The organism is Ruminiclostridium sufflavum DSM 19573 (genome assembly GCF_003208175.1).
In the GTDB taxonomy this organism is placed as follows: Bacteria; Bacillota; Clostridia; order Acetivibrionales; family DSM-1351; genus Ruminiclostridium; species Ruminiclostridium sufflavum.
Genome location: NZ_QKMR01000015.1, coordinates 64,438 through 88,095 on the forward strand (window position 1 = coordinate 64,438; position 23,658 = coordinate 88,095).

A 23,658-nucleotide genomic window follows, 5' to 3' on the forward strand; every position below is an offset into this window, starting at 1 on the left:
TAAATGATTAGTGCAAACGGTGTTTCTCTGAGATATGGAGGACGAGCTTTATTTGAAAATGTAAACATTAAATTTACGCCGGGTAACTGCTATGGCTTGATAGGAGCCAACGGAGCCGGAAAATCAACATTTTTGAAGATTCTTTCAGGTGAGATTGAGCCCAGCAAGGGAGATGTAACAGTAACTACAGGTGAGAGACTTGCTGTGCTTAAACAGGATCACTTTGAATTTGACGAGTTTGAGGTTCTTAAAACTGTAATTATGGGTCATAAAAGACTTGTTGAAATTATGGAGGAAAAGGAAGTCCTCTATGCAAAAACTGATTTTACTGAGGAAGAGGGAATTAGGCTATCTGAATTGGAAGCTGAGTTTGTAGAGCTGAACGGCTGGGAGGCAGATTCTGATGCCGCTACCTTGTTAAACGGATTGAATATAAGTGAAGAGCATCACTATAAGAAAATGAAGGATCTGGATGCCAATATGAAGGTCAGGGTATTGCTGGCGCAGGCTTTATTTGGGAATCCTGATATTCTTCTTATGGATGAACCTACAAACCACTTGGATGTAGCTTCAATTACATGGCTGGAAAACTTTCTTTCAAATTTTGAAAATACTGTTATTGTTGTATCTCATGACAGGCATTTTCTCAATCAGGTTTGTACACAAATAGCAGACATAGATTTTGGGAAAATACAGCTATATACCGGTAACTACGATTTCTGGTACCAGTCAAGCCAATTGGCACTCCAACAGGCTAAAGACATAAATAAGAAAACAGAAGCAAAGATGAAGGAGCTTCAGGAGTTTATTCAAAGGTTCAGCGCAAATGCATCAAAGTCAAAGCAGGCAACCTCCCGCAAAAAGTTGCTGGATAAGCTGACGCTGGAGGATATAAAGCCTTCCTCAAGAAAGTATCCCTTTGTTGATTTTAAGCCTGACAGAGAAGCCGGGAATGATTTGCTTATGGCTAGCGGAATTACAAAAGAAATTGATGGTGAGCTGCTTTTGAATGATGTTAGTATTATTGTAAACAAGGGAGACAAAATTGCCTTTGTGGGGACATACGGAAAAGCTAAGACAACCATTTTTAAAATATTGATGGGAGAGACAGAGCCGGACAGCGGTGAGTATAAGTGGGGGATAACTACTACTCAGGCCTATTTCCCAAGTGATAATTCAGAATTTTTTGACGGCATAGATTTATCCTTAGTGGACTGGCTCAGACAATTTTCAAAGGATCAGACTGAAACCTTCCTGAGAGGCTGGCTGGGAAGAATGCTGTTTTCGGGGGAAGAAGCTCTGAAAAAGGCATCTGTATTGTCAGGAGGAGAAAAGGTCCGCTGTATGCTTTCAAAAATGATGCTTTCGGGAGCGAATGTTTTGATTCTTGACGAGCCTACAAACCACCTTGATCTGGAATCAATAACAGCGTTGAATAATGGCTTGATAAATTACAAAGGAACTATTTTGTTTACATCCCATGACCATGAATTTGTTCAGACAGTTGCAAACAGAATTATTGAAATTACTCCAAAGGGAGTTATAGACAGACAGATGACATATGACGAGTATCTGGAGAATGAGGATATAGCAGCACTTAGAAAGGAAATGTGGTCGTAAGATTATTATATTTGCCAAAATTAGAAAACCTCCCTTTAAAGGAGGTCTTTTATTTTTGGCTTTAATTGATCAGCCTATGTTTTCTGCATATCTTTTGATTTTCTTTGTTGTTGTTTTTATAAATTCCTCTTCACGTACGGTAAATTCCTTTACCCGTTTGTAAAGCGGCATTTGCTTATTTATTTCCTTTACTTCCGCTTGAATGATTTTGTATATTTCGTCCTTGGAAATAATGTTCAGATGAAGCTTTTCCTTTATTTCGTCCATATCAACAACAATTTGGGCATTAACTTCAGTTTCGCCGGATTCCTCGTCAAACCGGCCCCACACCAAGCTTTCTTTGACATATGACGACTTTGCCAGATAGGATTCAACCTCTTCGGGGAAAATGTTCTTGCCGTTTTTAGTAACAATAACATTTTTTTTCCTTCCTGTGATAAATATATAGCCCTCCTCGTCAATATAGCCTAAATCACCTGTATACAGGCAGCTGTTTTTTAATACCTTATGAGTTGCAATAGGGTTTTCATAGTAACCGAGCATTACATTATCACCTCGTATTACTATTTCTCCTATACCGTCATCACCAATATTATCAATCCAAATATCAATTCCTGCAAGAGGCTTTCCGGCAGAATCGCTTCTGTAGCCCTGATCATTGTTTACTGCAACAATGGGAGCACACTCCGTCAATCCGTAACCCTGTATAATTCTTATACCCATAGCGCATAAATCATTTGAAACATCAGGATTTATGGCGGCGGCTCCCGAAATAACCAGTCTTACTCTGCCGCCAAAGATATCGTGTACTTGTTTAAACAGCTTTTTACGAATGTCAATCTTAAGAAAATAGTATAAAAAATTACTTATTTCAATTGCGGCATTTAATTTAAGCTTGCTGAAAAAGGTACCTGATGCCTGCTTAATAATTTTTTTGTGCATATTCTCCAAGATAAGAGGAACCAGCATCAAAATTGTTGGTTTTACTTCCTGAAGATTTTTGACAATATACTTTAGTCCCTCATTGAATGAAAGGCAGCAGCCATTATACATCATTACAAGAAAGCCGGCTGTACATTCATAAGTATGATGCAGAGGCAAAATAGACAGAGCACTGTCAGCCTCGTTAATAGTGAGCATGGAACAAACCGCCATAATATCGGTTGCAAGGTTTTTGCTTGATAACATAACACCCTTTGCCAAATCAGTAGTTCCTGAGGTAAATATCAATGCGCACATTTCATTTTCATCTATTTCGGCATCCAAATAAGCCCTGTTACCCTTTTCAAGGGAGACTTTCCCCTTTTCAATAAGCCTTGAGTATGAAAGAAAATTATTGCCTTCATCATTAATTGCATCTATATCAATATAATACTCAATAAATTCGGATAATTTACTTAGCGACAGCATATCCTTTCGGTGCTTGGAGGAAAAGATTATAGCGCTGACTCCCGCACGGGATATAAGATTTTCAATTTCATTAAACGGCAATTCCCTGTCAAGGGGAACAACAACACCTACGCCTCCGGTGATAGTCAGATATGAGGTACACCATTGGGCACTGTTTTGAGACAAAATTGCGATTTTTTTATTTTTAAGTCCTAAATCAATAAGGGCAGTACCTAAGGAATCAATATCCTCCTTTAATTCTAGGTAGGTTCTGCCGTGATATTCACCAACATTGTTTTTTATTAAAAAAGCGTCTTTATTTCCAAATAAATTTACACTTTGAGAAATCATATCTTTTAAATCGGTGATTTTCCGTTGCTTGTAAATCGGTTCGGTTTTCATTAATTACACTCCTTTTATAAGCAATAATACCTAAGGTCAATTGCTGTTCTGAGACTATACATGATAAGCCTTCTGTTTTACGCAGCTTGGGTTTTACCTGCTTTCTGAGCTTCAAAAACCAAACTATCGACCGATATAACCGGTTATTCATCCGATAAGTAATTGACTTTATTGCCGTCGGCATAAGCTTGGATATTATTACATACAATAGATACAATACTATACTATAATATAAGTATATTTAAATTAAATCAATATATGAAATAAAAAAACTTTGTCAGTATTTATAATTTTATTTAAATCTTATTCTGTTTCTTTTCCTTCTTCTTGATATTATTCTCAATATTTTTCTTAAAATAAGGAAACATAAAACTACAATTATTACGATAACGATATATTTAAAAATAAGACTTCCGGTGATTTTATAAATAAAAGCTTTTACCTTTGCCTTAAAGCTTTGCTCAACCGTACGTGAAGAAACGACAGTTACTTTTCCTATAGAGGTGCCGTCTCTTTTATATTCAATATTTCCTAAAACATCCCCTTTTTTTATGGGAGCCTTTAAATCTGGTGTTATGGTTACCACCTTTTGAATATTCCATTCATCCTTATTATTCGGGAGCATGGCTTCAAGCTTACCGCTTGTTACAAGATCCAGCTTTCCATCGTCTGAAGCATCTTCTACCTGCACATTTTTAATTAATTCATTTCTGTCAATTATCATTTGATTGGAGAAGTTTTCATAACCTGCCTTTAATAAGGTTTTTGTAAAATCAAAGACAGTTCTGCCCGGTTTATTATTAACTCCGAGAATTACAGAAATTAATTCGAAGCCCTCCTTATTAACCGCAGAGGATATAAAGTTTGCACCTGCACGCATGGTTGAACCGGTTTTTAATCCGGTTATGGTGAACTGATTTCTGTCATCACCTGTGTCAGGGCCATAATTAAAGGATTGCCCCAACAGCTTGTTGGTATTGCTCAGCACATTCCACTTTTCATGCTTGTTAGTCGGAGGAAGCATATTTAGCTGCTTTTGACTGACAATCTCCTTGAATACGGGAAATGTAAGGCACTCCTTTGCTATAATTGCTAAATCTCTTGCAGTTGAAAAGTGCTCAGCATCCTTTTCATATTCATCAATACCGCAGGGATTGGTAAAAGTACTGTTTTTTGCCCCAATCTCGCCAGCCAGCTTATTCATTTCGTAAACAAAGTCTTCTCGGGTAGGATATAGATTTTCTGCAATAATATTGGCAGTTTCGTTAGCTGATGCTATCAGCATGGCGTGAAGCAGGTCATCCAGAGCCAGCTGCTCTCCTTCCATGATGCCGACATTCATTCCGCCTACTCCTATATCGGATACGGCTGCTTGACTTGCAGTCATTACCTGACTTAGCTCCCCTTTTTTTAATGCGACTAAGGCGGTCATTATTTTAGTAGTGCTTGCGGGACGAAGTCTGGTATCTGCATTATATTCATAAAGAACACTGCCTGTTTTTGCATCTATCAATATGTATGCACTTGCATCAATATCTAAATCGCAAAAGGCCGGTGAAACCTGAAGTGACAATATCAGTATAATAATAAGTGCGGTAATTACTTTCTTCATAATTTCTCCTTTGTATGACATTCTAGTAAATATTATAAAGCAAAAAGCTTGATTTTTAAACTCATATTTAATGTATTGAGCTAAAGTTTAAAAATTTTTAACAAATTTTAAGGACAGAGCTATTTTAGTGTGGCTATTATACATTATATGTATTATAATATTAATGTTGCTACGAAAAACCATATCAGCAATTACCAAAGGTCAAAATAAATTCAAACCCAAGCTGCGTTCAAAATCAGCGTAAAAGCTTAATTCGACTAAACCTGTTTCCAGTGCTCTTTTCTTTTAGCCGTATATTAAAAAGATTATTATACTTCAAATATTCGTATATTCATATTTTTATGTGTCTTTTTGCAATTGATTTCAGGCATTATCTTATTAAATTCAAGGAGGAATTATGGAAATAACCTTATTTGGGAGGAAAGTATTTATAAGCAGGGCCTTGTTTTTCTGTTTAATAATAATTCTTATTATTGGAACAGGTTTTTTGGGGTATTTTTTGAAGCAAGTATACAAGCCGCTGTCAGGTTATGAAATACCGGAGGTGAGTATAAGCGATACAAGCAAGGCAGACATAATCCAAGTCGAAGAAGCGGTTGCCGCAGCAGTAACAGAAGATACAGAGGAGGTGCCGGAAATAAAGGTATATGTTGTGGGATGTGTAAACAAACCCGGAATAGTAACAATAAAAAAAGGACAGTTGATTGATGATGCCGTAAAAATGGCAGGGGGAGCAACAAAAGAAGCAGATATTGAAAATATTAACATGGCATATATATTAGATGAAAACACCATGCTGAGAATAAGAGCCAAAGCTTCCGGCTCTAAACCGGCGGAGGATGCAAAACCGGATGGCATACAGAAAAGCAGTGAAGATACGAATAAGGAAAAGAAGCTCAACAGCGGTGTTGACATTGTTACAGACAGCATGGAGGCTGTTGTTGAAGAAAAAAGAGCAGACAGTAAAGCAGAAGGCAGTCTGATAAATATTAATGAGGCTTCACAGGCAGAGCTTGAAAAACTGCCGAATATAGGGCCTGCAACTGCAAAGGCAATAATTGCCTACAGAGAGGAAAAAGGTAAGTTCGATAGCATTGCAGATATAATGAAAATTACCGGGATTAAACAGAAAACCTATGACAAAATTAAAGCTTGCATATGTGTTGAGTAAAATAAACCTGATTTCAAACAAAAAAACCGACTTTCGCCGGTTTTTAAATAATTTTTAAGGAGGAAAATCTTTTAATTTTCAAACCTATTATAATATGTTTTTTCTATAATTCAAATGGCATAAATAAACGATATTTGAGTCGAAAAAGCCAAAATAATATACAAAATCAACAACTGAAAAATTTTATGCAAAAATCGGAATAATAAAAATCTCTGCCAGAACATAAGTAAGGATTAGTGCCATTACAGGTAAAATGAATCCGAACAGCAGCAGCTTGACGTTTTTTTTCTGCCTGAATTTTTTATATTTTTTTAATCTTGTATTTCTCAATTGCTTACCTCCTGAATGTATATGAACTTTTTAAAATAATATTTACTAATATTAATAACTTACGCGGAATTAATGCTATAATAGCTATATTAAACCGTAATACCTATATTATTGCACGAATTGGTGTTTTTATTTGTGTTATGGCAAATTTTGTTTTTGCTTCATTGGAAGGGGTATATATCATGAATGAAAGAGTTTTATGGATTACAAGAACAGCCGCTCTTACAGCCTTGCTTATAATAATGCAGGCGGTGACTTCGACCTTTGGAAATACATTGGTTACAGGTTCGATTGTCAATTTGATATTGATTGTTTCGGTTATGACCTGCGGTGTATCCACGGGGATAACGGTTGCTGTGATTTCTCCGGTATGTGCAAAGTTTTTTGGAATAGGACCTTTTTGGTCGTTGATTCCATTTATAATTGCAGGCAATATTGTCTTGGTGATTCTCTGGAAGCTTATCGGAAAGCATACGATTAAGAATTTGAAAATTTCATATGCAATAGCCTTAGTTGCGGCTGCGGTGTCAAAATTTCTGGTTCTGTATTTAGGTATTGTTAAAATTGCAATTCCGGTTTTATTGAAGCTGCCTGAACCCAAGGCGGCTGTGATTTCCAGTATGTTTTCGGTTCCGCAGCTGATTACGGCACTTATAGGCGGTGTCCTTGCGATTATTATACTGCCGGTATTGAACCGCGCCATTAAGACTAAATAAATATGCCGTACATAGCTTTTGCTAAAAAGGCAGTTCCAAGCCTATGCTAAAAAATATAGAAAATGACAAATGTTGAAGTATTGACACATTAAAATTGTGAGAATATAATTAAGAGAAGATATTTTTAAATGCAAGGTCATAAATATTGAAATTAGCGCTGATGAGAAGAGTACGTAAAAATCAGGGTTTCAGAGATTGAGTGTATCAGCTGAAAGCACTCAGACCTATGCTTTACGGAAGACCACCTCTGAGCTATATCGTTGATTACGTTATAATCATGTGCATAGACGCATATAAGCAATGTGGCGCAAGAGATTGCAGCTGCATATCAAAACAGCATATCGCAGAAAAGGTATATATGGCATTACAATGGCACAGCCGGTAAAGAGCATATATACGCGTAATCCAAAAGGGTTTTACGCTTTAATACAGCGAAGCGCATGTTATGCACGTACAATGAGCAGCAAGTAGGGTGGAACCGCGGGAATTACTCTCGTCCTTATATATAGGACGGGAGTTTTTTATTTGTGAATTTCTTCTGCCGTATTTAAAGATGATTGATTTCTAAGACAGGTTTGAATATGTATTAAACGGAGGTATTGCTATGATAAGAATTACTTTAAAAGATGGCAGCTCAAAGGAGTACAATGACGGTATCACAATAAGGGAGATTGCCGAGAGTATCAGTGCCGGGCTTGCAAGAGCTGTTCTTGCCGGTGAGGTTGACGGAAGGGTAAAGGACTTGAGCTTCCAGCCCGAAAAAGACTGTACACTGAAGCTTCTGACTTTTGATGATGAGGGCGGGAGACTGGCATACAGGCATACCGCATCACATGTTTTGGCTCAGGCGGTAAAAAGACTGTTTCCGAATGTCAGGCTGGCAATAGGACCTGCCATTGACAACGGCTTCTACTATGACTTTGATACGGAGAAAAATTTTACACCCGATGACTTGACTAAAATTGAAAAGGAAATGGAAAGTATTATAAAAGAGGATATTTCTTTGGAGAGATATACCCTTTCCCGGGATGAAGCTCTCAGATTTATGGAAGAGAAGGGTGAGCCATATAAAGCGGAGCTTATCAGAGAGCTTCCGGAAAATGAAGAAATATCCTTTTATAAGCAGGGCGATTTTACAGACCTCTGTGCTGGCCCGCACCTGCCTTCAACCGGCAAGCTAAAGGCAATAAGGCTGATGAGTGCTACCGGTGCATATTGGAGAGGCAATGAGAAGAATAAAATGCTGCAGAGAATATATGGTACCGCATATCCTAAAAAGAGCCAGCTGGAGGAATATCTTTTCAGAATGGAAGAGGCTAAAAAACGTGACCACAGAAAGCTGGGAAAAGAGCTGGATTTATTTGATATCATGGATGAGGGCCCGGGATTTCCTTTCTTTATGCCAAAAGGAATGGTGCTTCGGAACTTGCTGGAGGACTACTGGCGCAGTGAGCATAAAAAGGCAGGATATCAGGAAATAAAAACTCCTATGATTCTCAATAAGGATTTATGGGTAAGGTCGGGCCACTGGGAAAATTACAGAGAAAATATGTATACAGTTGAGATAGATGAACAGGATTTTGCAATTAAGCCTATGAACTGTCCGGGAGGAATGCTGGTATATAAAAGAAAGCTTCATTCCTACAGGGATCTCCCCATAAGGGCAGGCGAGCTTGGGCTTGTGCACAGGCATGAGCTGTCAGGAGCACTTCACGGATTGATGAGAGTAAGATGCTTTACACAGGATGACGCGCATATATTTATGACACCTGAACAAATTAAAGATGAGGTAATAGGTGTAATTAATCTGATAGATGATTTTTATAAGGTGTTTGGCTTCAAATACAAGGTTGAGCTTTCGACAAGACCTGAAAAGTCAATTGGCTCGGATGAAATGTGGGAGCTGTCAACGTCAGGTCTTAAGGAAGCGCTGGATGCCAAGGGCATAAGCTACAAGATAAATGAGGGAGACGGGGCTTTCTACGGCCCTAAAATAGATTTCCACCTTGAGGATTCAATAGGCCGGACATGGCAGTGCGGAACCATACAGCTGGACATGAACCTGCCCGAAAGATTTGATTTGACTTATGTGGGAGCAGACGGTGAAAAGCACAGGCCTGTAATGATTCATAGAGTTGTATTCGGAAGCATTGAAAGGTTTATTGCCATATTGACCGAGCACTTTGCCGGCGCATTCCCGGTATGGCTGTCTCCGGTACAGGTCAAAATCCTTCCTATTGTTGACAAGCACTATGACTATGCTTATGAGGTGAAAAAGTTGCTTGAACAGAAGGATATCAGAGTTGAACTTGACACCAGAAATGAGAAAATCGGCTATAAGATAAGAGAGGCTCAGATGGAAAAAACGCCGTATATGCTGGTTATAGGAGATAAGGAAACAGAAGGCAGGGCTGTTGCGGTAAGATCCAGAAAGGACGGTGACATAGGTGCTATGTCCGTTCCGGATTTTATTAATAAAATTATTGAGGAAATAAAAACTAAAGCAAAATAGAAGTAAGCTGGATTTTGGAGAGGCTTATTTACAAAAGCTTCTCCGCGGGAATGCTTTACAATATTTTAAGCCTGAAGCAGGCATGGAGGTTATGATGATTAAAATTACTTTGAAAGACGGAAGCTCTAAGGAATACCAGAATGGAACCACAATAAAAGAGGTTGCTGAAAGCATAAGTGCCGGACTGGCAAGAGCAGCACTTGCAGGAGAGGTTGACGGCAAGGTAAGGGATTTGAACTGGAAGCTTGAAAAGGACTGCAATTTGAGCTTGCTGACATTTGCCGATGAGGGAGGCAGATTTGCATACAGGCATACCGCATCACATGTTCTGTCACAGGCAGTAAAGAGATTATTCCCTGATACTAAGCTTGCAATAGGGCCTGCAATTGAGAATGGCTTTTACTATGACTTTGAGACTGAAAGGAATTTTACACCCGAGGATTTAGCAAAGCTTGAAAAGGAAATGGAAAAAATTATAAAAGAGGATCTTCCGCTTGAGAGATTTACACTTCCGAGGGATGAGGCAATAAGGCTTATGGAGGAAAAGGGAGAGCCTTACAAGGTTGAGCTTATCAAGGAGCTTCCCGAGGAGGAGGAGATATCCTTTTATAAGCAGGGGGACTTTACAGACCTGTGTGCAGGTCCGCATCTGCCGTCGACAGGAAAGCTCAAGGCAATAAAGCTGATGAGTGCTACCGGGGCATACTGGAGAGGCAACGAGAAAAATAAGATGCTTCAAAGAATCTATGGAACAGCCTTTCCTAAAAAAAGTGAATTGGATGAATATGTAACCCGGCTGGAAGAGGCCAAGAAGCGTGACCATAATAAGCTGGGAAGAGAGCTGGAGCTTTTTACCACCTGTGAACAGATAGGTCAGGGGCTTCCCTTGCTTATGCCGAAGGGAGCAAGAATTGTACAGACTCTCCAGAGATTTGTTGAAGATGAAGAGGAAAGGAGAGGATATGTTCTTACCAAGACTCCTTTCATGGCAAAAAGCGATTTGTACAAGCTTTCCGGTCATTGGCAGCATTACAAGGACGGTATGTTTGTATTGGGCGACGAGGATAAGGATGAGGAGGTTATGGGCTTGAGGCCGATGACCTGTCCGTTCCAATTTATGATATACAATGCAAAGCTTCACAGCTACCGTGATTTGCCCATAAGATACGGGGAAACTTCAACCTTGTTCAGAAATGAAGCATCAGGAGAAATGCATGGCTTGATTCGTGTACGCCAGTTTACTATTTCAGAAGGCCATCTGGTCTGTACACCCGAGCAATTGGAGGAGGAATTCAAGGGTGTTGTCGATTTGATTAAATACATGATGAATACTCTCGGAATTGCAGATGACGTAACCTACAGATTTTCCAAATGGGACCCGAATAATAAGGAAAAATACATTGGAAGTGCTGAGGAATGGGAAGCTGTTCAGGACAAAATGAGGACAATTCTTAATCATTTGAATATAGACTATAAGGAGGCAGAGGGCGAAGCGGCATTCTACGGCCCGAAGCTTGATATACAGGCAAAAAATGTTCATGGCAAGGAGGATACTATAATAACCGTACAGGTTGATTTCGCTCTTGCGGAAAGAATGGATATGGTTTATGTGGACAAAAACAATGAAAAGAAGCATCCTTATATTATCCACAGGACATCTCTGGGGTGCTATGAAAGAACTCTTGCAATACTTATTGAAAAGTATGCGGGAGCATTCCCCACATGGCTTTGCCCTGTTCAGGCAAAGCTGCTTCCGCTGGTTGACAAGCACCATGATTTTGCTTACCAGGTTGCCGCCATACTCAGGGATAAGGGAGTCAAGACTGAGGTTGATACCAGAAATGAAAAGATTGGCTACAAAATCAGAGAAGCACAGATGGAAAAGATACCTTATATGCTGGTAATAGGCGACAAGGAAATGGAAGGTAACGGAGTGTCGGTCAGATCCAGAAAGGACGGGGATCTCGGAACCTTATCAGTTCAGGAATTTGCAGACAAAATTGCTGAGGAAATCAGAACAAGGGCAAGATGATACTTCCCGGATTGCAGGAAACGGGCGGAATCCGAGAGGATTCCGCCCTCATTTATTTTTTGCTCAAATAGTACTATTAAACAATAAAAATGATAATAATTATAAATATGTGTCATTTATTATAGATTAGAATTGTTGATGTGTTATAATTGGTTTTGTGAAAAACACGGCTTGAAAGTGAGGAATATGGATATGCAAAAAAAACTGCTGTCAATAGTTGTTCCTGTTTACAATGAGCAGGAGGTCATAGATGAAACATTTAGGAGATTATCAGATGTATTCGGAGACTATTTTATGCAGGTTGAATACATTTTTATAAATGACGGGAGTAAGGATGATACATACCGCAAGCTTACTCAAATCGCAAAAAACAGGCCTGAGGTACGCGTTATTAATTTTGCGAGAAACTTTGGGCATCAGATAGCCATAACAGCAGGTATGGACTACGCCAAGGGCGATGCGGTCGTTATAATTGATGCGGATTTGCAGGACCCTCCGGAGGTTATTTTGAAGATGGTGGAAAGGTGGCAGGAGGGCTATGAGGTTGTATATGGAAAAAGGCTGCAAAGAGAAGGAGAAACCTTTTTCAAGAAGTTCACCGCCAAAATGTTCTACCGCTTTCTCGACAGTATGACAGATGTGAAGCTTCCTGTTGATGTGGGTGATTTCAGGCTGATAGACAGAAAAGTATGCGATACGATGAAGCGCCTGCCCGAGCGCTCCAGATATGTAAGAGGGCTGGTAAGCTGGGTTGGATTCAAGCAGACAAGTGTTGAGTACAGGCGTGAAAAAAGGTTTGCCGGAGAAACAAAATATCCCCTTAAAAGGATGGTTAAGCTTGCGGGAGACGGCATATTTTCTTTCTCATATAAGCCTTTGAAGCTGGCGACATTTACCGGAATGATTATTTCGGCATTTAGCTTTATTTATCTTATAGTGGTTTTAATTCAGAAGTTTACAAAAAATGATGTGGCATCAGGATGGGCATCCTCTATGGCTGTTTCTCTGTTTTTTAACGGGGTAATGCTTATTGTTCTAGGTATTATGGGAGAATATGTGGGGAGAATATATGAGGAAGTAAAGGCCAGACCTTTATATATTGTCGGAGAGCTGTTGGGCTTTGACACAAAAAATATTGAGGAAAATGATAAGACGGATAAAGATGAAGGAAAAAATATCGGATAAAAAAACTGAGGCAGATAAGAATGGCTAGATACTTCCGGCCTAATACCGAAACGAAAACAGGGGCTTTCATTGTCAAGGCCTTAATTTCTGTTTTAGCTTTATATTCATTGTATTTAATTTTACTGAATTTTATATGTGCAGTCAGCTGTAAGGCTGTGTCATATGCAGGGTATGCGGCTCTGGCTCTGATTCTGTTTGCATTTGCCTGCTTTATAGCATACAAGGCAGAGGTTTCGCCGGCGGCTTTTGTGCTTGCTGTTTTTGTTCTGGGCTTTCTGACAAAAAGCATACCGGCGTTTTTGACAGATATAAAGCCTGTTTCGGATTTTGATGTTTTTTATCAATATGCATTAAAATTGCTGAATGGCGGCAGGTCTCTCGAAGATATGGAATACTTCAGAACATGGGCTTACCAGACAGGGCCTGTTATTTATTACGCCGCCTTAATGAAGCTTTTTGGCACAGGTCTGCTGACTTTAAAGCTTGCAAATTGCTTCTTTATGGCGGGCACAAATGTATTTATATACCTGATAGCACGAAAAATATCAAATGATTATACTGCCAGAGCAGTATCGCTTTTATATCTTCTGTATCCTGCACCTTATTTTCTGGCACCTGTCTTGACAAATCAGCATTTTGCTGCATGTATGTTTTTATCGTCAATATATGTGCTTCTCATTGAACGGCTGAATTGGGCAGTAAAGGGTATTCTTGCAGGAGCGGTAATTGCTGTCGGAAATACTGTCAGGCCTATAGGAATTGTTATTATAGCTGCTTCAATAATATGGGAGATAATTGAAATAATACGGTCTGGAAAACTTCTAAAAACAGGCAGTGTTATAATGCTGCTGCTTTCTTATTTGCTTGTAAGCTATGGATGCTCGGCTGCTGTAAAACATGCGGATATTAATTCAGAAGGACTTGCAAACAATTTTCCTCTCTGGAAATTTGTTGTTGGTCTTAATTATGAGGCTAAGGGACAATTTTCATATGAGGACGAATATGAAATATACAGAATACAGGATTTCAATAAACGCAATAAAGCTGCAGAACAAGTTATTAAACAGCGCCTGTCCGTCGGAATTAAGAAATTGGCTGGGCTGATGAATGCAAAGCAGATAGCAATGTGGGCCGGAAGCGACACTTTGAGCTGGGGGTTTTACCAACAGATAGATGGGCAGCTTGTACCTTCAGAAGAAGTAAAGAAGATTGAACCTATTATTCTGAAATCAGAAAAAATGTATTATATATTTATTTTTATCCTCATGCTTGCGGGTTTTTGCAGATCAGCTTGGGAAAATAAAATCAATCATGGCGTAGCCCTGCTTTCATTGATACTTTTATGCTACTTCGGAATACATTTTTTTATAGAAATACAGGTCCGGTACAGGTATTTTGCAATGACAATAGTATTTATTCTGGCTGCAAAGGGCTGTGAAGCAGTTTTTTACAGTCTAAGGGAGTACAGGGAAAGGTATCCGTGAATATAATGCGGTTATTCCTAGCTTGCCGGCACAGGCAAATTTTTAGAATATTTATTATTGCTTTTTATACCGGTATTATGAAATAATAGCTATTATAAAAATATTAAAGCAGCTATTTGATTGATTTTTGAGTTTAGCTCAAACAGGACTTGGCAAAGCTGAGCCTGTATTTTCAGGGCTTATTTCAAATATAGAGCGGGAGGCAGGGCGAAAATGAAGCAATATCTGGATTTGTGCAGGCATATATTGGCAGACGGTATAAAAAAGGAAGACAGAACAGGTACGGGGACAATCAGTACCTTTGGAAATCAGATGAGATTTAATCTGCAGGATGGATTTCCTTTGATTACAACTAAAAAGGTGCATTTGAAGTCAATAATACATGAACTGCTGTGGTTTATAAGCGGTGATACAAATATAAGGTACTTAAAGGATAACGGTGTTTCCATATGGGATGAATGGGCTGACAAAAATGGTGATTTGGGCCCTGTATACGGGCATCAGTGGAGATCCTGGCCTGCTGCCGGAGGCAGGAATATTGACCAGCTCAGCGAGGTTATTGAGCAGATAAAAAACAATCCGGACTCGAGAAGGCTTATTGTGTGTGCGTGGAATGTGGGAGAGATAGATAAAATGGCTTTGCCGCCCTGTCATTGTTTTTATCAGTTTTATGTGGCAAACGGTACTCTTTCATGTATGCTGTATCAGAGGAGTGCCGATGTGTTTCTCGGAGTTCCCTTCAATATAGCATCATATGCATTGCTTACAATGATGCTTGCACAGGTATGCGGTTTAAAGGCCGGAGAGTTTGTTCACACCTTGGGAGATACGCATATTTACTTAAATCATGTAGAGCAGGTAAGGCTTCAGCTTACAAGAGAACCGAGGATGCTTCCGAAGATGCTTGTAAACTCTGAGGTTAAGGACATATTTGATTTTAAATATGAGGATTTTACATTGACGGGCTATGATCCGCATCCTCTTATAAAAGGGGCTATTTCAGTATGATTTCAATAATATTTGCTATGGGCAAGGATAATGCTATAGGATACAAAAATAAAATGCCTTGGCATCTTCCTGCGGATTTGGCTTACTTCAAGAGGGCTACAATGGGACAGCCGGTTATTATGGGCAGGAAGACATTTGAATCAATAGGCAGGCCACTGCCCGGAAGGACGAACATTGTTATAACGGGAAATAAGGAGTTCTTTCGGGACGGATGTATAATTGCAGATTCGGTTGAGAAAGCCGCTGAGACAGTTAAAAGCACTGATTGCTTTGTGATAGGCGGTGCGGAAATATACAGAGCCTTTTTGCCAATTGCCGGTAAGCTGTATATAACAGAGATAAATCAGGCTTTTGAAGCGGATACATTTTTTCCTGAGCTTGATTATTCGCAGTGGAAGCTGGTATCCAGAGAGCCGGGAGTAAAGGATGAAAAAAATCCTTATGACTATGCTTTTCTGGTATATGAAAGGATTGAGCCGTAAAATAGAAAAATAGTTTGACAAAGGGAAAGGTTTCTGATATCATAGATATGCAAAACAAGAAGAAGTTTTCCACTTCTCACCTGGCGAACATTTGATTTGCAAGGTAAATATCAGTTCCATGCGTATTATACGTTCAAGACTTAGATATTATTGTGGATATTTCTTCTATCCACTTTTTTTATTGTGATTTTTAAATAATGCAGGACTTGAAGAGTAATCTTCCAGCCTATTAAATTTCGGAGGTGTCAATTATCAGCAAAAATGAATTAATGATCAATGAGGAAATTCGAGACAAAGAAGTCAGACTTATAGATTCTGATGGTACAATGCTTGGCATTATATCAATTAAAGAAGCCCAAACACTTGCAAGCACTAAAAATCTTGATTTGGTAAAGATTGCACCGCAAGGGGTACCGCCTGTTTGTAAGATTATGGACTATGGCAAATATATGTTTGAGCTTGCTAAAAAAGAGAAAGAGGCAAGAAAAAATCAGAAGATCATAAATATAAAAGAAGTCAGATTCTCACCTTCAATAGAGGCCCATGATTTTGAATTCAAGGTTAAGAATGCATATAAGTTCTTACAAAACGGAGACAAGGTAAAGGTATCTATAAAATTCAGGGGGAGAGAAATGCATTACACCTCAATAGGACACGAGATACTTGATAAGTTTGCAGAAGAAGTAAAAGATGTTGGAATAGTTGAAAAGAAACCAAAACTTGAGGGCAAAAGTATGATAATGATACTTAATCCAAAGCAGTAGGACAGGAGGAGAAAATTATGCCAAAGTTAAAAACACACAGTGCATCAAAGAAAAGATTTAGAGTTACGGCTAGCGGAAAGATAAAATGCGGACATGCATGGAGAAGCCACAGACTTGTTTCTAAGGCTACAAAGGCTAAGAAACACCATAGATTAGGAGCTTATGTTTCAGACGCAAATTTAGCTACAGTAAAAAAACTTATTCCATATAAATAAGAAGGAGGACAAAGGGTTATGGCAAGAGTAAAAGGTGCGATGAGAACTCGTGCAAGACGCAGAAAAATGCTGAAGCTCGCAAAGGGATATTTCGGAGCAAAGAGCAAGCTCTTTAAAATGGCTAAGCAAGCCGTTATGAAATCCGGAAATTATGCATATAATGACAGAAGATTAAAAAAGAGAGATTTCAGACAGCTTTGGATAGCAAGAATAAACGCTGCTGCAAGAATAAACGGTTTATCATATAGTAAATTTATCGGTGGCTTGAAAAAGTCGGGAATAGAGCTTAACAGAAAAGTTCTTGCCGATATGGCGGTAAATGATGCAGATGCATTTACAAAGCTTGCTGAGCTGGCAAAGGGTGCCAAATAATATATATTAAAATATAGGGAGTCCGGATAGGGCTCCTTTTTGGTATAATCAAGGCAATAGGGCAGAAGTGCCTGCAAAGCGAAGATTGCTTTCGAGCCGGCTTGAAGCTCAGATTGTCTTTGCTTTTGATTTAAGGCAGATATATAAGTGCTACAGCTCTTAGTTCCAGCGTTTTCAAGCGTACATGTATTTCCGTGCGGGATTATAGGATTTATGCACCTGAGGGGAAAAGCAGATGCAAAGAGTAGTTTTTTTAGTTGATATGAATGCTTTTTTTATAAGCTGTGAAATGACAAGAAATCCTGAAATAGCAGGCAGACCGGCTGCAGTTGCGGGAAACCCGAAAAAAAGGACAGGCATAATACTTGCAGCCAATTATGAGGCAAGAAAATTCGGCGTGAAAACAACAATGGTTATACATCAGGCTTTAAAGCTATGCCCGGATATGGTGCTTGTTCCTCCTGACCATTATTTTTATGAGTCAAAATCAAGGGCTGTAATGAATTTGCTGGGAAATTATTCACCGGTTATCGAACAAAACAGTATTGATGAAGCATGGCTGGACATGACAGGTACGGAAGGACTATTTGGTTCACCGGTTGAGGCTGCAGAAAGGATAATGACAGAAATTAAGAACGGACTAGGGTTATGGTGTTCCATAGGGATTTCGGAAAATAAGCTTCTTTCAAAGATTGCATCGGAAATAAAAAAGCCTATGGGGATAACCGAGCTGTGGGTAAGGGATGTTCCGGCAAAGCTATGGCCTCTTTCTGTTACAGCCTTATACGGAGTAGGCAGGCAGACGGGTATAAGGCTTAATAATATCGGGATACAGACAGTGGGAGATTTGGCAGGCTTTAATGCAAGGACATTATGTAAGGCCTTAGGCAAACAGGGAACAGAATTGCAAAGATTGGCAAACGGCATTGATAATTCCCCTGTGACACCTCATACCGCAGGAGAAATGAAGTCAATAGGAAGATCAAATACCCTTGCTGAAGATATAACTGAGGTAGAGGAAGTCAGAGCTGTTTTTCTTGAAATGTGTGAGGAAATTGGCTTTGATGCAAGAAGATACAATAAAAAGGCAAAAACCATTCAGATTACAGTGAAATACTCGGATTTTCAGAGTATAAACAGGCAAATTAGCATAGAGCCAACATGCTTGACAAGGGATATATATGAAAAAGGCTTTGCCCTGCTTAAAAAAAACTGGAACAATGTAAAACCTGTGCGATTGATAGGTATTAGTATAAGCGGGTTTGAACAGGAATGCTCCTGCAGGCAGCTGTCACTTTTTGAACAGGAGGATATTTATGATGATAATTATAATGCGTCACAAAAGGAAGAAAAAATTGAAAAAGCCATAGATGGCATACGGCTGAGGCTTGGTACAAAAGCTGTAACCCGTGCGGCACAGATAAAAAAACCTGAATAATTTTGCTATTTAAATTTTGAAGGCATTTTGTTCTTCAGCATAAGCCGCTGCTTTGCAAAAATAAATTTTGTCAAGATCTGAGAGTCATGGGAATCTATTTTTATGTAACGCAGGCCTGCCATGTAATGCTTGCTTTCTATATGGTGTGAACGTTTTACTTGAGCAATTACCTTTATGCTTGAGCCTTCTTCAAGGTCAACAATAATATAAAGAACCGTACCTGCTTCAAGTGCTTCATCAACATGCAAAGAAATTCCGTTGCTGCTTATGTTTGTCGTTGCTGCGGTTTTTAAATCTGCAATGGGTATTTCCGGGGAATTACTGCTTTCGGTGATTGGAAGCCGGGAATCAATAATTGTATATTTGCAGCTTAGTGCGGTATCTAATCTATAAGCCTCTCTTCTTTGGAGCTTTTTTATTTCACTGGTAATGGTAATATCAAAGGCTTCAATGGGACCATTCTTGCGGTGACCCTTAACAATTGCATTAAAAAATAGAAAGTCCTTATGTTCATCCAGAAAGAATACAAATAAATCCAGACCCATATTAAGATACTTGAATTTGCCCTCACTTATCGGGGCTGCAATGCTGACTGTTTTCCTGTCAATAATATCGATTAACTGACTTGTATATGTATTTGAGGTATCACTGTTACCGTTATAAGGTATTTTTATTTCCAGCTTTGTTCCAAGCGCTATCATATTTGCATCCATCTGATATCTCCACAGCAAGTCCATACTCTGAGTTTAGGTACGTACATCAATAAAGCACCAGCATGGACTCAGTTTATAATTATAAAGCTTACACTATAAGTATAATACCATATTTATTTTAAGAATACCATATTAATACAGGAAGTATTGCATCTGTAAACATATAACCTTGACTGTTTTTGAAAAAACTGTTATTGTATTTTATAAAGGGTATTGTTCAGATTTCCTTAAAGCGTTATAAGCTTATTTGCTTGTACGGAAGTGCCGGTTTTCAGGAGTATGCCGGTTTATTACTAGGAGTGCTTTTATTATGAATTCCAAAATACAGGATAAACATACGGATAGCCTTTTTGATGCTATCTTGCTTTTGAAGAACAGAGAAGAATGCTATAAATTTTTTGAAGATATTTCTACTATATCTGAGATAAAAGCATTAGCCCAAAGGCTTGAAGTTGCAAAGATGCTTCGGGACAGGAAAACCTATACCGACATAAGCGAGCAGACGGGCGCAAGTACTGCAACCATAAGCAGAGTAAACAGATGTCTGGTTTACGGGGCAGACGGGTACAATCTTGTTTTAGACAGACTTGAAGAAAAGGATAAGTAGCATACATGTTAAGAAAATTATTTTTAAGCATAATAATATTGTCTACTTTAGCTTCAGAGAGTGGGGTTTATTGCTCTGAGCAGTTAATCAATTACTATTTGTTTAACCTTTCCTATTTGGATGTAATGCAAGATAACATTAATGTTATCTCTGATTTTAATATAAGGAAAACAGGCACATTAGAAAGAAAGGGTACACCAGCAGCTTTTTACAAGCTGATTTCTCAGGATACAATTGATTCAAAAGCTAAAAACGGCAGCAGCCATTCTGAGACCCTTGGGATTTGCTTTATAACAGCTTTTTTAATTTTTGCTGTCGCCTTATTTATTTGTTCTAATAACAGATTATCAGTTATCTCACGGCGTAATCTGTTATGTCTTGGAGACTCTTCTCCACCGGCTTGTTGCTGATCTGCTTTCTTTAAATATTATTTCATACAGCAGTTACATCTTGTCGGATATGTGTACAGCCATGCCTGTAAATCACTCTTTTTGCGGCAATTATGGTAAAAGACTGTAAAAACAAGCAAGCAGCTTTTTACAGATTAGCCCTATTATTGATGCTGCAGACCGATAGCCGCTGTCTTGATATTTTAAATTAACCTTAGTTATAAAAATGCTGAATAAGAGTTAAAGCTCAGCTTATTTTGTGGGAGCTGATTTGTTTCAAATTTTAAAAACATGTATTTGTGAATGGAGAGTATAATTATGGGAATCAAAAGTATTGTTGAAAAAGTAATAGGCTCATATAGTGACAGAGAATTAAAAAGAATTTATCCGATTGTTGACAAAATAGATGAATTTGAACCTTCAATTCAAAAGCTGACAGATGCTGAGCTGAAGGCAAAAACGCCTGAATTTAAAGAGCGTATAGCAAATGGGGAGGCTCTGGATGATTTATTGCCCGAAGCTTTTGCTGTTGTTCGTGAGGCTTCGAAAAGAGTACTGGGAATGAGGCATTTCCGGGTTCAGATGATTGGCGGTATTGTTCTGCATCAGGGAAGAATATCGGAAATGAAAACAGGTGAAGGTAAAACCCTTGTTGCGACATTGCCTGTATATCTGAATGCTCTTGCCGGAAAGGGAGTACATGTTGTAACTGTTAATGATTATCTGGCCAGACGTGACAGTGAGTGGATGGGTAAGGTTTACAGCTTTTTGGGCATGACGGTAGGCTTGATAGTTCATGATATGGAAAATGAAGAAAGGCGTGCTGCATATAACTGTGACATCACTTATGGAACAAACAATGAGCTGGGCTTTGATTATCTGAGAGACAATATGGTTATTTACAAGCAGGATATGGTACAGAGGGATTTGCATTATGCAATTGTGGATGAGGTTGACTCCATCCTTATTGATGAAGCCAGAACACCTCTTATCATTTCAGGGCAGGGAGACAAATCCACTGACATGTACAAAAGAGCTAATGCCTTTGCCTTGACACTGAAGGCAAAGATTATCAAGCAGATGGATGACAAGGTTGACAGTGATGAAATGTTTGACGAGGACTATATTGTTGATGAAAAGGCACATACAACTGTGATAACCTCAAACGGTATTAAAAAGGCAGAGAAATATTTCGGTATTGAAAACCTGTCGGATCCGGAAAATATGACTATATCGCATCATATCAATCAGGCACTGAGAGCCCATGGCCTTATGAAAAACGAAAAGGACTATGTGGTCAAGGATGGAGAGGTTATCATTGTTGATGAGTTTACCGGAAGAATGATGTACGGCAGACGTTACAGTGACGGCTTGCATCAGGCTATTGAAGCAAAAGAAGGGGTTAAGGTGGAGAGGGAAAGCAAAACTCTTGCGACTATAACCTTCCAGAACTATTTCAGGATGTACACAAAGCTTTCGGGTATGACAGGTACGGCACAAACAGAGGAAGATGAATTCAATACGATATATAAGCTGGACGTAATAGTAATTCCGACAAATAAGGATCTGGCAAGAAAAGACCTTTCCGATGTTGTATACAAAAATGAAAAGGGCAAATTAAATGCAGTAATCGAGGATATCGTTGAGCGGCATCAAAAGGGTCAGCCGGTATTGATTGGTACCATTTCTATTGAAAAGTCAGAATTACTGAGCTTGATGCTCAAGAGAAAGGGAATTCCTCATCAGGTGCTTAATGCAAAATACCATGACAAGGAAGCGGAGATTATAGCTCAGGCAGGTAAGCTTGGGGCTGTTACTATTGCAACCAATATGGCAGGCAGAGGTACTGATATTGTACTTGGCGGTAATGCCGAGCATATGGCTAAACAGGAAATGAGAAAGATGGGCTATCCAGAGGAGCTGATAAGTGCCTCCACAAGCTACAATGACACGGATGATGAGCTGATTTTAGAGTCAAGAGAACGATTTGGCAAGCTTGACGAAAAATATAAGGAAATTACAGGTACAGAACGTGAAAAGGTTTATGAAGCAGGCGGCCTTCATATTATAGGTACCGAAAGGCATGAGTCAAGGCGTATTGACAATCAGCTGCGCGGTCGTGCAGGACGTCAGGGAGACCCCGGCTCCTCAAGATTTTATATTTCTTTGGAAGATGACCTTATGAGGCTTTTCGGCTCGGAAAGATTAACCAAGATAGTTGAGACCTTGGGCCTTGAAGAGGATCAGCCGATTGAGCACGGTATGCTGACAAATGCTATAGAAAATGCCCAAAAGAAGGTTGAGGGAAGAAACTTTGATATCAGAAAGAGAGTCCTTCAATATGATGATGTTATGAATACCCAGAGAGGAGTTATCTACGAGCAGAGGAGAACTGTTCTTAACGGAGAAAATCTAAGAGATTCATTTATAAAAATGTTTGAAAGTATTATAGACGGTGTTATTGCCACATATTGTGCAGAGAGCGAATATGCGGATATGTGGGACTGGGAAGCAATGATGAGCTATCTTGAAAGCGTTTTCCTGCCGCAGGGAGCCTTGGAGGTAAGCAAGGAGGAACGTGACTCCTTTGATAAGCAAGACTTGAAAGAAAAGCTTATGGAAATTGTTGATAAAATATATGAATTCAAGGAAGCTGATATTGGAACTGAGCTTATGAGAGAGCTGGAAAGAGTTGTTTTGCTGAGAATTGTTGATCAGAAATGGATGGATCATATTGATGCAATGGATCAGCTGAAAAACGGAATAGGTCTCAGGGCATACGGGCAGAGAGATCCGGTTGTAGAATATAAATTTGAAGGCTACCAGATGTTTGAGGAAATGATAAAGAGTATACAGGAGGATTCGGTAAAGCTGCTTGTAAGATCAAGAATTGACAGAGAGCATGCTCCCCAGCGTGAGAAGGTTGCCGAGCCTGTTAATGCCAGTCATGGTGATGAGCCCAAGAAGCCTGTTACAAATAGCAGCAGGGTGGGAAGAAATGACCCCTGCCCATGCGGAAGCGGTAAAAAGTATAAAAAGTGCTGCGGAGCTAATGAGTAAGCAATCTGCAGGATAATAGTCTATTACAGCCGCATTGAAGAAAGGAATCGGAATGTACCCGAGGTGGTGAATCCAGGATGGGTTTTATCTGCTCCGGGTATTTTTTTGCCGGGAGCCTCTATTATTGGCTGTAACAAATTTAAATTACTCTTTAAAT

General features: G+C 39.1%; 20 protein-coding genes. 16 read left to right on the forward strand and 4 right to left on the reverse strand.

Annotated features, from left to right (window positions below):
- Nucleotides 1-3: 3 nt before the first annotated feature.
- Nucleotides 4-1,620 carry an ABC-F family ATP-binding cassette domain-containing protein gene (locus tag LY28_RS12725; RefSeq protein WP_110462576.1) on the forward strand — a complete coding sequence of 539 codons (1,617 nt, stop codon included), beginning with the start codon at nucleotides 4-6 and terminating at the stop codon, nucleotides 1,618-1,620.
- Nucleotides 1,621-1,689: 69 nt separating this feature from the next.
- On the opposite strand, the gene LY28_RS12730 is transcribed toward LY28_RS12725, so the two are convergent.
- Both LY28_RS12730 and LY28_RS12735 read right to left on the reverse strand, forming a co-directional pair.
- A complete protein-coding gene (locus LY28_RS12730) occupies nucleotides 1,690-3,411 on the reverse strand; it encodes an AMP-dependent synthetase/ligase (RefSeq protein ID WP_110462577.1) in 1,722 nt (573 codons plus the stop codon).
- A 292-nt stretch (nucleotides 3,412-3,703) separates the two neighbouring features.
- Nucleotides 3,704-5,023, reverse strand: coding sequence for a D-alanyl-D-alanine carboxypeptidase family protein (locus LY28_RS12735; protein WP_110462578.1), 1,320 nt, complete (start codon nucleotides 5,021-5,023; stop codon nucleotides 3,704-3,706).
- Nucleotides 5,024-5,420: 397 nt separating this feature from the next.
- On the opposite strand from LY28_RS12735, the gene LY28_RS12740 reads away from it, so the two are divergent.
- A complete protein-coding gene (locus LY28_RS12740; protein WP_110462579.1) occupies nucleotides 5,421-6,194 on the forward strand; it encodes a ComEA family DNA-binding protein in 774 nt (257 codons plus the stop codon).
- Nucleotides 6,195-6,377: 183 nt separating this feature from the next.
- Here the strand turns inward: LY28_RS12740 and LY28_RS19145 are convergent, their stop codons facing one another.
- Nucleotides 6,378-6,524: a hypothetical protein gene (locus LY28_RS19145; protein WP_165835563.1), complete on the reverse strand. Its 147-nt coding sequence runs from the start codon at nucleotides 6,522-6,524 to the stop codon at nucleotides 6,378-6,380.
- A 182-nt stretch (nucleotides 6,525-6,706) separates the two neighbouring features.
- Between LY28_RS19145 and LY28_RS12745 the strand changes: the two genes are divergently transcribed.
- The 11 genes from LY28_RS12745 to dinB all read left to right on the forward strand — a co-directional run bounded on the left by LY28_RS12745 (nucleotide 6,707) and on the right by dinB (nucleotide 18,732).
- Nucleotides 6,707-7,240 (forward strand): ECF transporter S component, encoded by a 534-nt coding sequence (locus LY28_RS12745; protein ID WP_110462580.1) that lies wholly within the window; start codon nucleotides 6,707-6,709, stop codon nucleotides 7,238-7,240.
- Between the two features lie 604 nt (nucleotides 7,241-7,844).
- Nucleotides 7,845-9,752, forward strand: coding sequence for a threonine--tRNA ligase (gene thrS, locus LY28_RS12755; protein ID WP_110462582.1), 1,908 nt, complete (start codon nucleotides 7,845-7,847; stop codon nucleotides 9,750-9,752).
- 94 nt (nucleotides 9,753-9,846) lie between these two features.
- Complete coding sequence (gene thrS / locus LY28_RS12760) at nucleotides 9,847-11,784, forward strand: threonine--tRNA ligase (protein WP_110462583.1); 1,938 nt, start codon at nucleotides 9,847-9,849, stop codon at nucleotides 11,782-11,784.
- 192 nt (nucleotides 11,785-11,976) lie between these two features.
- A complete protein-coding gene (locus tag LY28_RS12765; protein WP_110462584.1) occupies nucleotides 11,977-12,969 on the forward strand; it encodes a glycosyltransferase family 2 protein in 993 nt (330 codons plus the stop codon).
- A gap of 20 nt (nucleotides 12,970-12,989) precedes the next feature.
- A complete protein-coding gene (locus LY28_RS12770; RefSeq protein ID WP_110462585.1) occupies nucleotides 12,990-14,453 on the forward strand; it encodes a glycosyltransferase family 39 protein in 1,464 nt (487 codons plus the stop codon).
- Nucleotides 14,454-14,666: 213 nt separating this feature from the next.
- Complete coding sequence (locus LY28_RS12775) at nucleotides 14,667-15,461, forward strand: thymidylate synthase (protein ID WP_110462586.1); 795 nt, start codon at nucleotides 14,667-14,669, stop codon at nucleotides 15,459-15,461.
- A complete protein-coding gene (locus LY28_RS12780) occupies nucleotides 15,458-15,943 on the forward strand; it encodes a dihydrofolate reductase (RefSeq protein ID WP_110462587.1) in 486 nt (161 codons plus the stop codon). Before LY28_RS12775 ends, LY28_RS12780 begins: the two co-directional genes overlap by 4 nt.
- 269 nt (nucleotides 15,944-16,212) lie before the next feature.
- On the forward strand, nucleotides 16,213-16,707 hold the full coding sequence (gene infC, locus LY28_RS12785; protein WP_242981267.1) for a translation initiation factor IF-3: 495 nt from the start codon (nucleotides 16,213-16,215) through the stop codon (nucleotides 16,705-16,707).
- Nucleotides 16,708-16,724: 17 nt separating this feature from the next.
- Nucleotides 16,725-16,922, forward strand: coding sequence for a 50S ribosomal protein L35 (gene rpmI / locus LY28_RS12790; protein ID WP_110462589.1), 198 nt, complete (start codon nucleotides 16,725-16,727; stop codon nucleotides 16,920-16,922).
- A gap of 18 nt (nucleotides 16,923-16,940) precedes the next feature.
- Nucleotides 16,941-17,294 (forward strand): 50S ribosomal protein L20, encoded by a 354-nt coding sequence (rplT, locus tag LY28_RS12795; protein ID WP_110462590.1) that lies wholly within the window; start codon nucleotides 16,941-16,943, stop codon nucleotides 17,292-17,294.
- Between the two features lie 235 nt (nucleotides 17,295-17,529).
- A complete protein-coding gene (dinB, locus tag LY28_RS12800; protein ID WP_110462591.1) occupies nucleotides 17,530-18,732 on the forward strand; it encodes a DNA polymerase IV in 1,203 nt (400 codons plus the stop codon).
- Nucleotides 18,733-18,737: 5 nt separating this feature from the next.
- On the opposite strand, the gene LY28_RS12805 is transcribed toward dinB, so the two are convergent.
- Complete coding sequence (locus LY28_RS12805; RefSeq protein ID WP_165835564.1) at nucleotides 18,738-19,445, reverse strand: flagellar brake protein; 708 nt, start codon at nucleotides 19,443-19,445, stop codon at nucleotides 18,738-18,740.
- A gap of 310 nt (nucleotides 19,446-19,755) precedes the next feature.
- On the opposite strand from LY28_RS12805, the gene LY28_RS12810 reads away from it, so the two are divergent.
- The 3 genes from LY28_RS12810 to secA all read left to right on the forward strand — a co-directional run bounded on the left by LY28_RS12810 (nucleotide 19,756) and on the right by secA (nucleotide 23,501).
- Nucleotides 19,756-20,052, forward strand: a complete 297-nt coding sequence (locus tag LY28_RS12810) for a YerC/YecD family TrpR-related protein (RefSeq protein WP_110462593.1) — start codon at nucleotides 19,756-19,758, stop codon at nucleotides 20,050-20,052.
- A gap of 5 nt (nucleotides 20,053-20,057) precedes the next feature.
- Nucleotides 20,058-20,462, forward strand: a complete 405-nt coding sequence (locus tag LY28_RS12815; RefSeq protein ID WP_110462594.1) for a hypothetical protein — start codon at nucleotides 20,058-20,060, stop codon at nucleotides 20,460-20,462.
- Between the two features lie 297 nt (nucleotides 20,463-20,759).
- Nucleotides 20,760-23,501, forward strand: coding sequence for a preprotein translocase subunit SecA (gene secA / locus LY28_RS12820; RefSeq protein WP_110462595.1), 2,742 nt, complete (start codon nucleotides 20,760-20,762; stop codon nucleotides 23,499-23,501).
- Nucleotides 23,502-23,658 lie beyond the last annotated feature (157 nt).

Coding starts and splice junctions, on each gene's coding strand:
- LY28_RS12725 (WP_110462576.1), top strand. CDS start 4: ATGATTAGTGCAAACGGTGTTTCTCTGAGATATGGAGGACGAGCTTTA.
- LY28_RS12730 (WP_110462577.1), bottom strand. CDS start 3,411: ATGAAAACCGAACCGATTTACAAGCAACGGAAAATCACCGATTTAAAA.
- LY28_RS12735 (WP_110462578.1), bottom strand. CDS start 5,023: ATGAAGAAAGTAATTACCGCACTTATTATTATACTGATATTGTCACTT.
- LY28_RS12740 (WP_110462579.1), top strand. CDS start 5,421: ATGGAAATAACCTTATTTGGGAGGAAAGTATTTATAAGCAGGGCCTTG.
- LY28_RS12745 (WP_110462580.1), top strand. CDS start 6,707: ATGAATGAAAGAGTTTTATGGATTACAAGAACAGCCGCTCTTACAGCC.
- thrS (WP_110462582.1), top strand. CDS start 7,845: ATGATAAGAATTACTTTAAAAGATGGCAGCTCAAAGGAGTACAATGAC.
- thrS (WP_110462583.1), top strand. CDS start 9,847: ATGATTAAAATTACTTTGAAAGACGGAAGCTCTAAGGAATACCAGAAT.
- LY28_RS12765 (WP_110462584.1), top strand. CDS start 11,977: ATGCAAAAAAAACTGCTGTCAATAGTTGTTCCTGTTTACAATGAGCAG.
- LY28_RS12770 (WP_110462585.1), top strand. CDS start 12,990: ATGGCTAGATACTTCCGGCCTAATACCGAAACGAAAACAGGGGCTTTC.
- LY28_RS12775 (WP_110462586.1), top strand. CDS start 14,667: ATGAAGCAATATCTGGATTTGTGCAGGCATATATTGGCAGACGGTATA.
- LY28_RS12780 (WP_110462587.1), top strand. CDS start 15,458: ATGATTTCAATAATATTTGCTATGGGCAAGGATAATGCTATAGGATAC.
- infC (WP_242981267.1), top strand. CDS start 16,213: ATGATCAATGAGGAAATTCGAGACAAAGAAGTCAGACTTATAGATTCT.
- rpmI (WP_110462589.1), top strand. CDS start 16,725: ATGCCAAAGTTAAAAACACACAGTGCATCAAAGAAAAGATTTAGAGTT.
- rplT (WP_110462590.1), top strand. CDS start 16,941: ATGGCAAGAGTAAAAGGTGCGATGAGAACTCGTGCAAGACGCAGAAAA.
- dinB (WP_110462591.1), top strand. CDS start 17,530: ATGCAAAGAGTAGTTTTTTTAGTTGATATGAATGCTTTTTTTATAAGC.
- LY28_RS12805 (WP_165835564.1), bottom strand. CDS start 19,445: ATGGATGCAAATATGATAGCGCTTGGAACAAAGCTGGAAATAAAAATA.
- LY28_RS12810 (WP_110462593.1), top strand. CDS start 19,756: ATGAATTCCAAAATACAGGATAAACATACGGATAGCCTTTTTGATGCT.
- LY28_RS12815 (WP_110462594.1), top strand. CDS start 20,058: ATGTTAAGAAAATTATTTTTAAGCATAATAATATTGTCTACTTTAGCT.
- secA (WP_110462595.1), top strand. CDS start 20,760: ATGGGAATCAAAAGTATTGTTGAAAAAGTAATAGGCTCATATAGTGAC.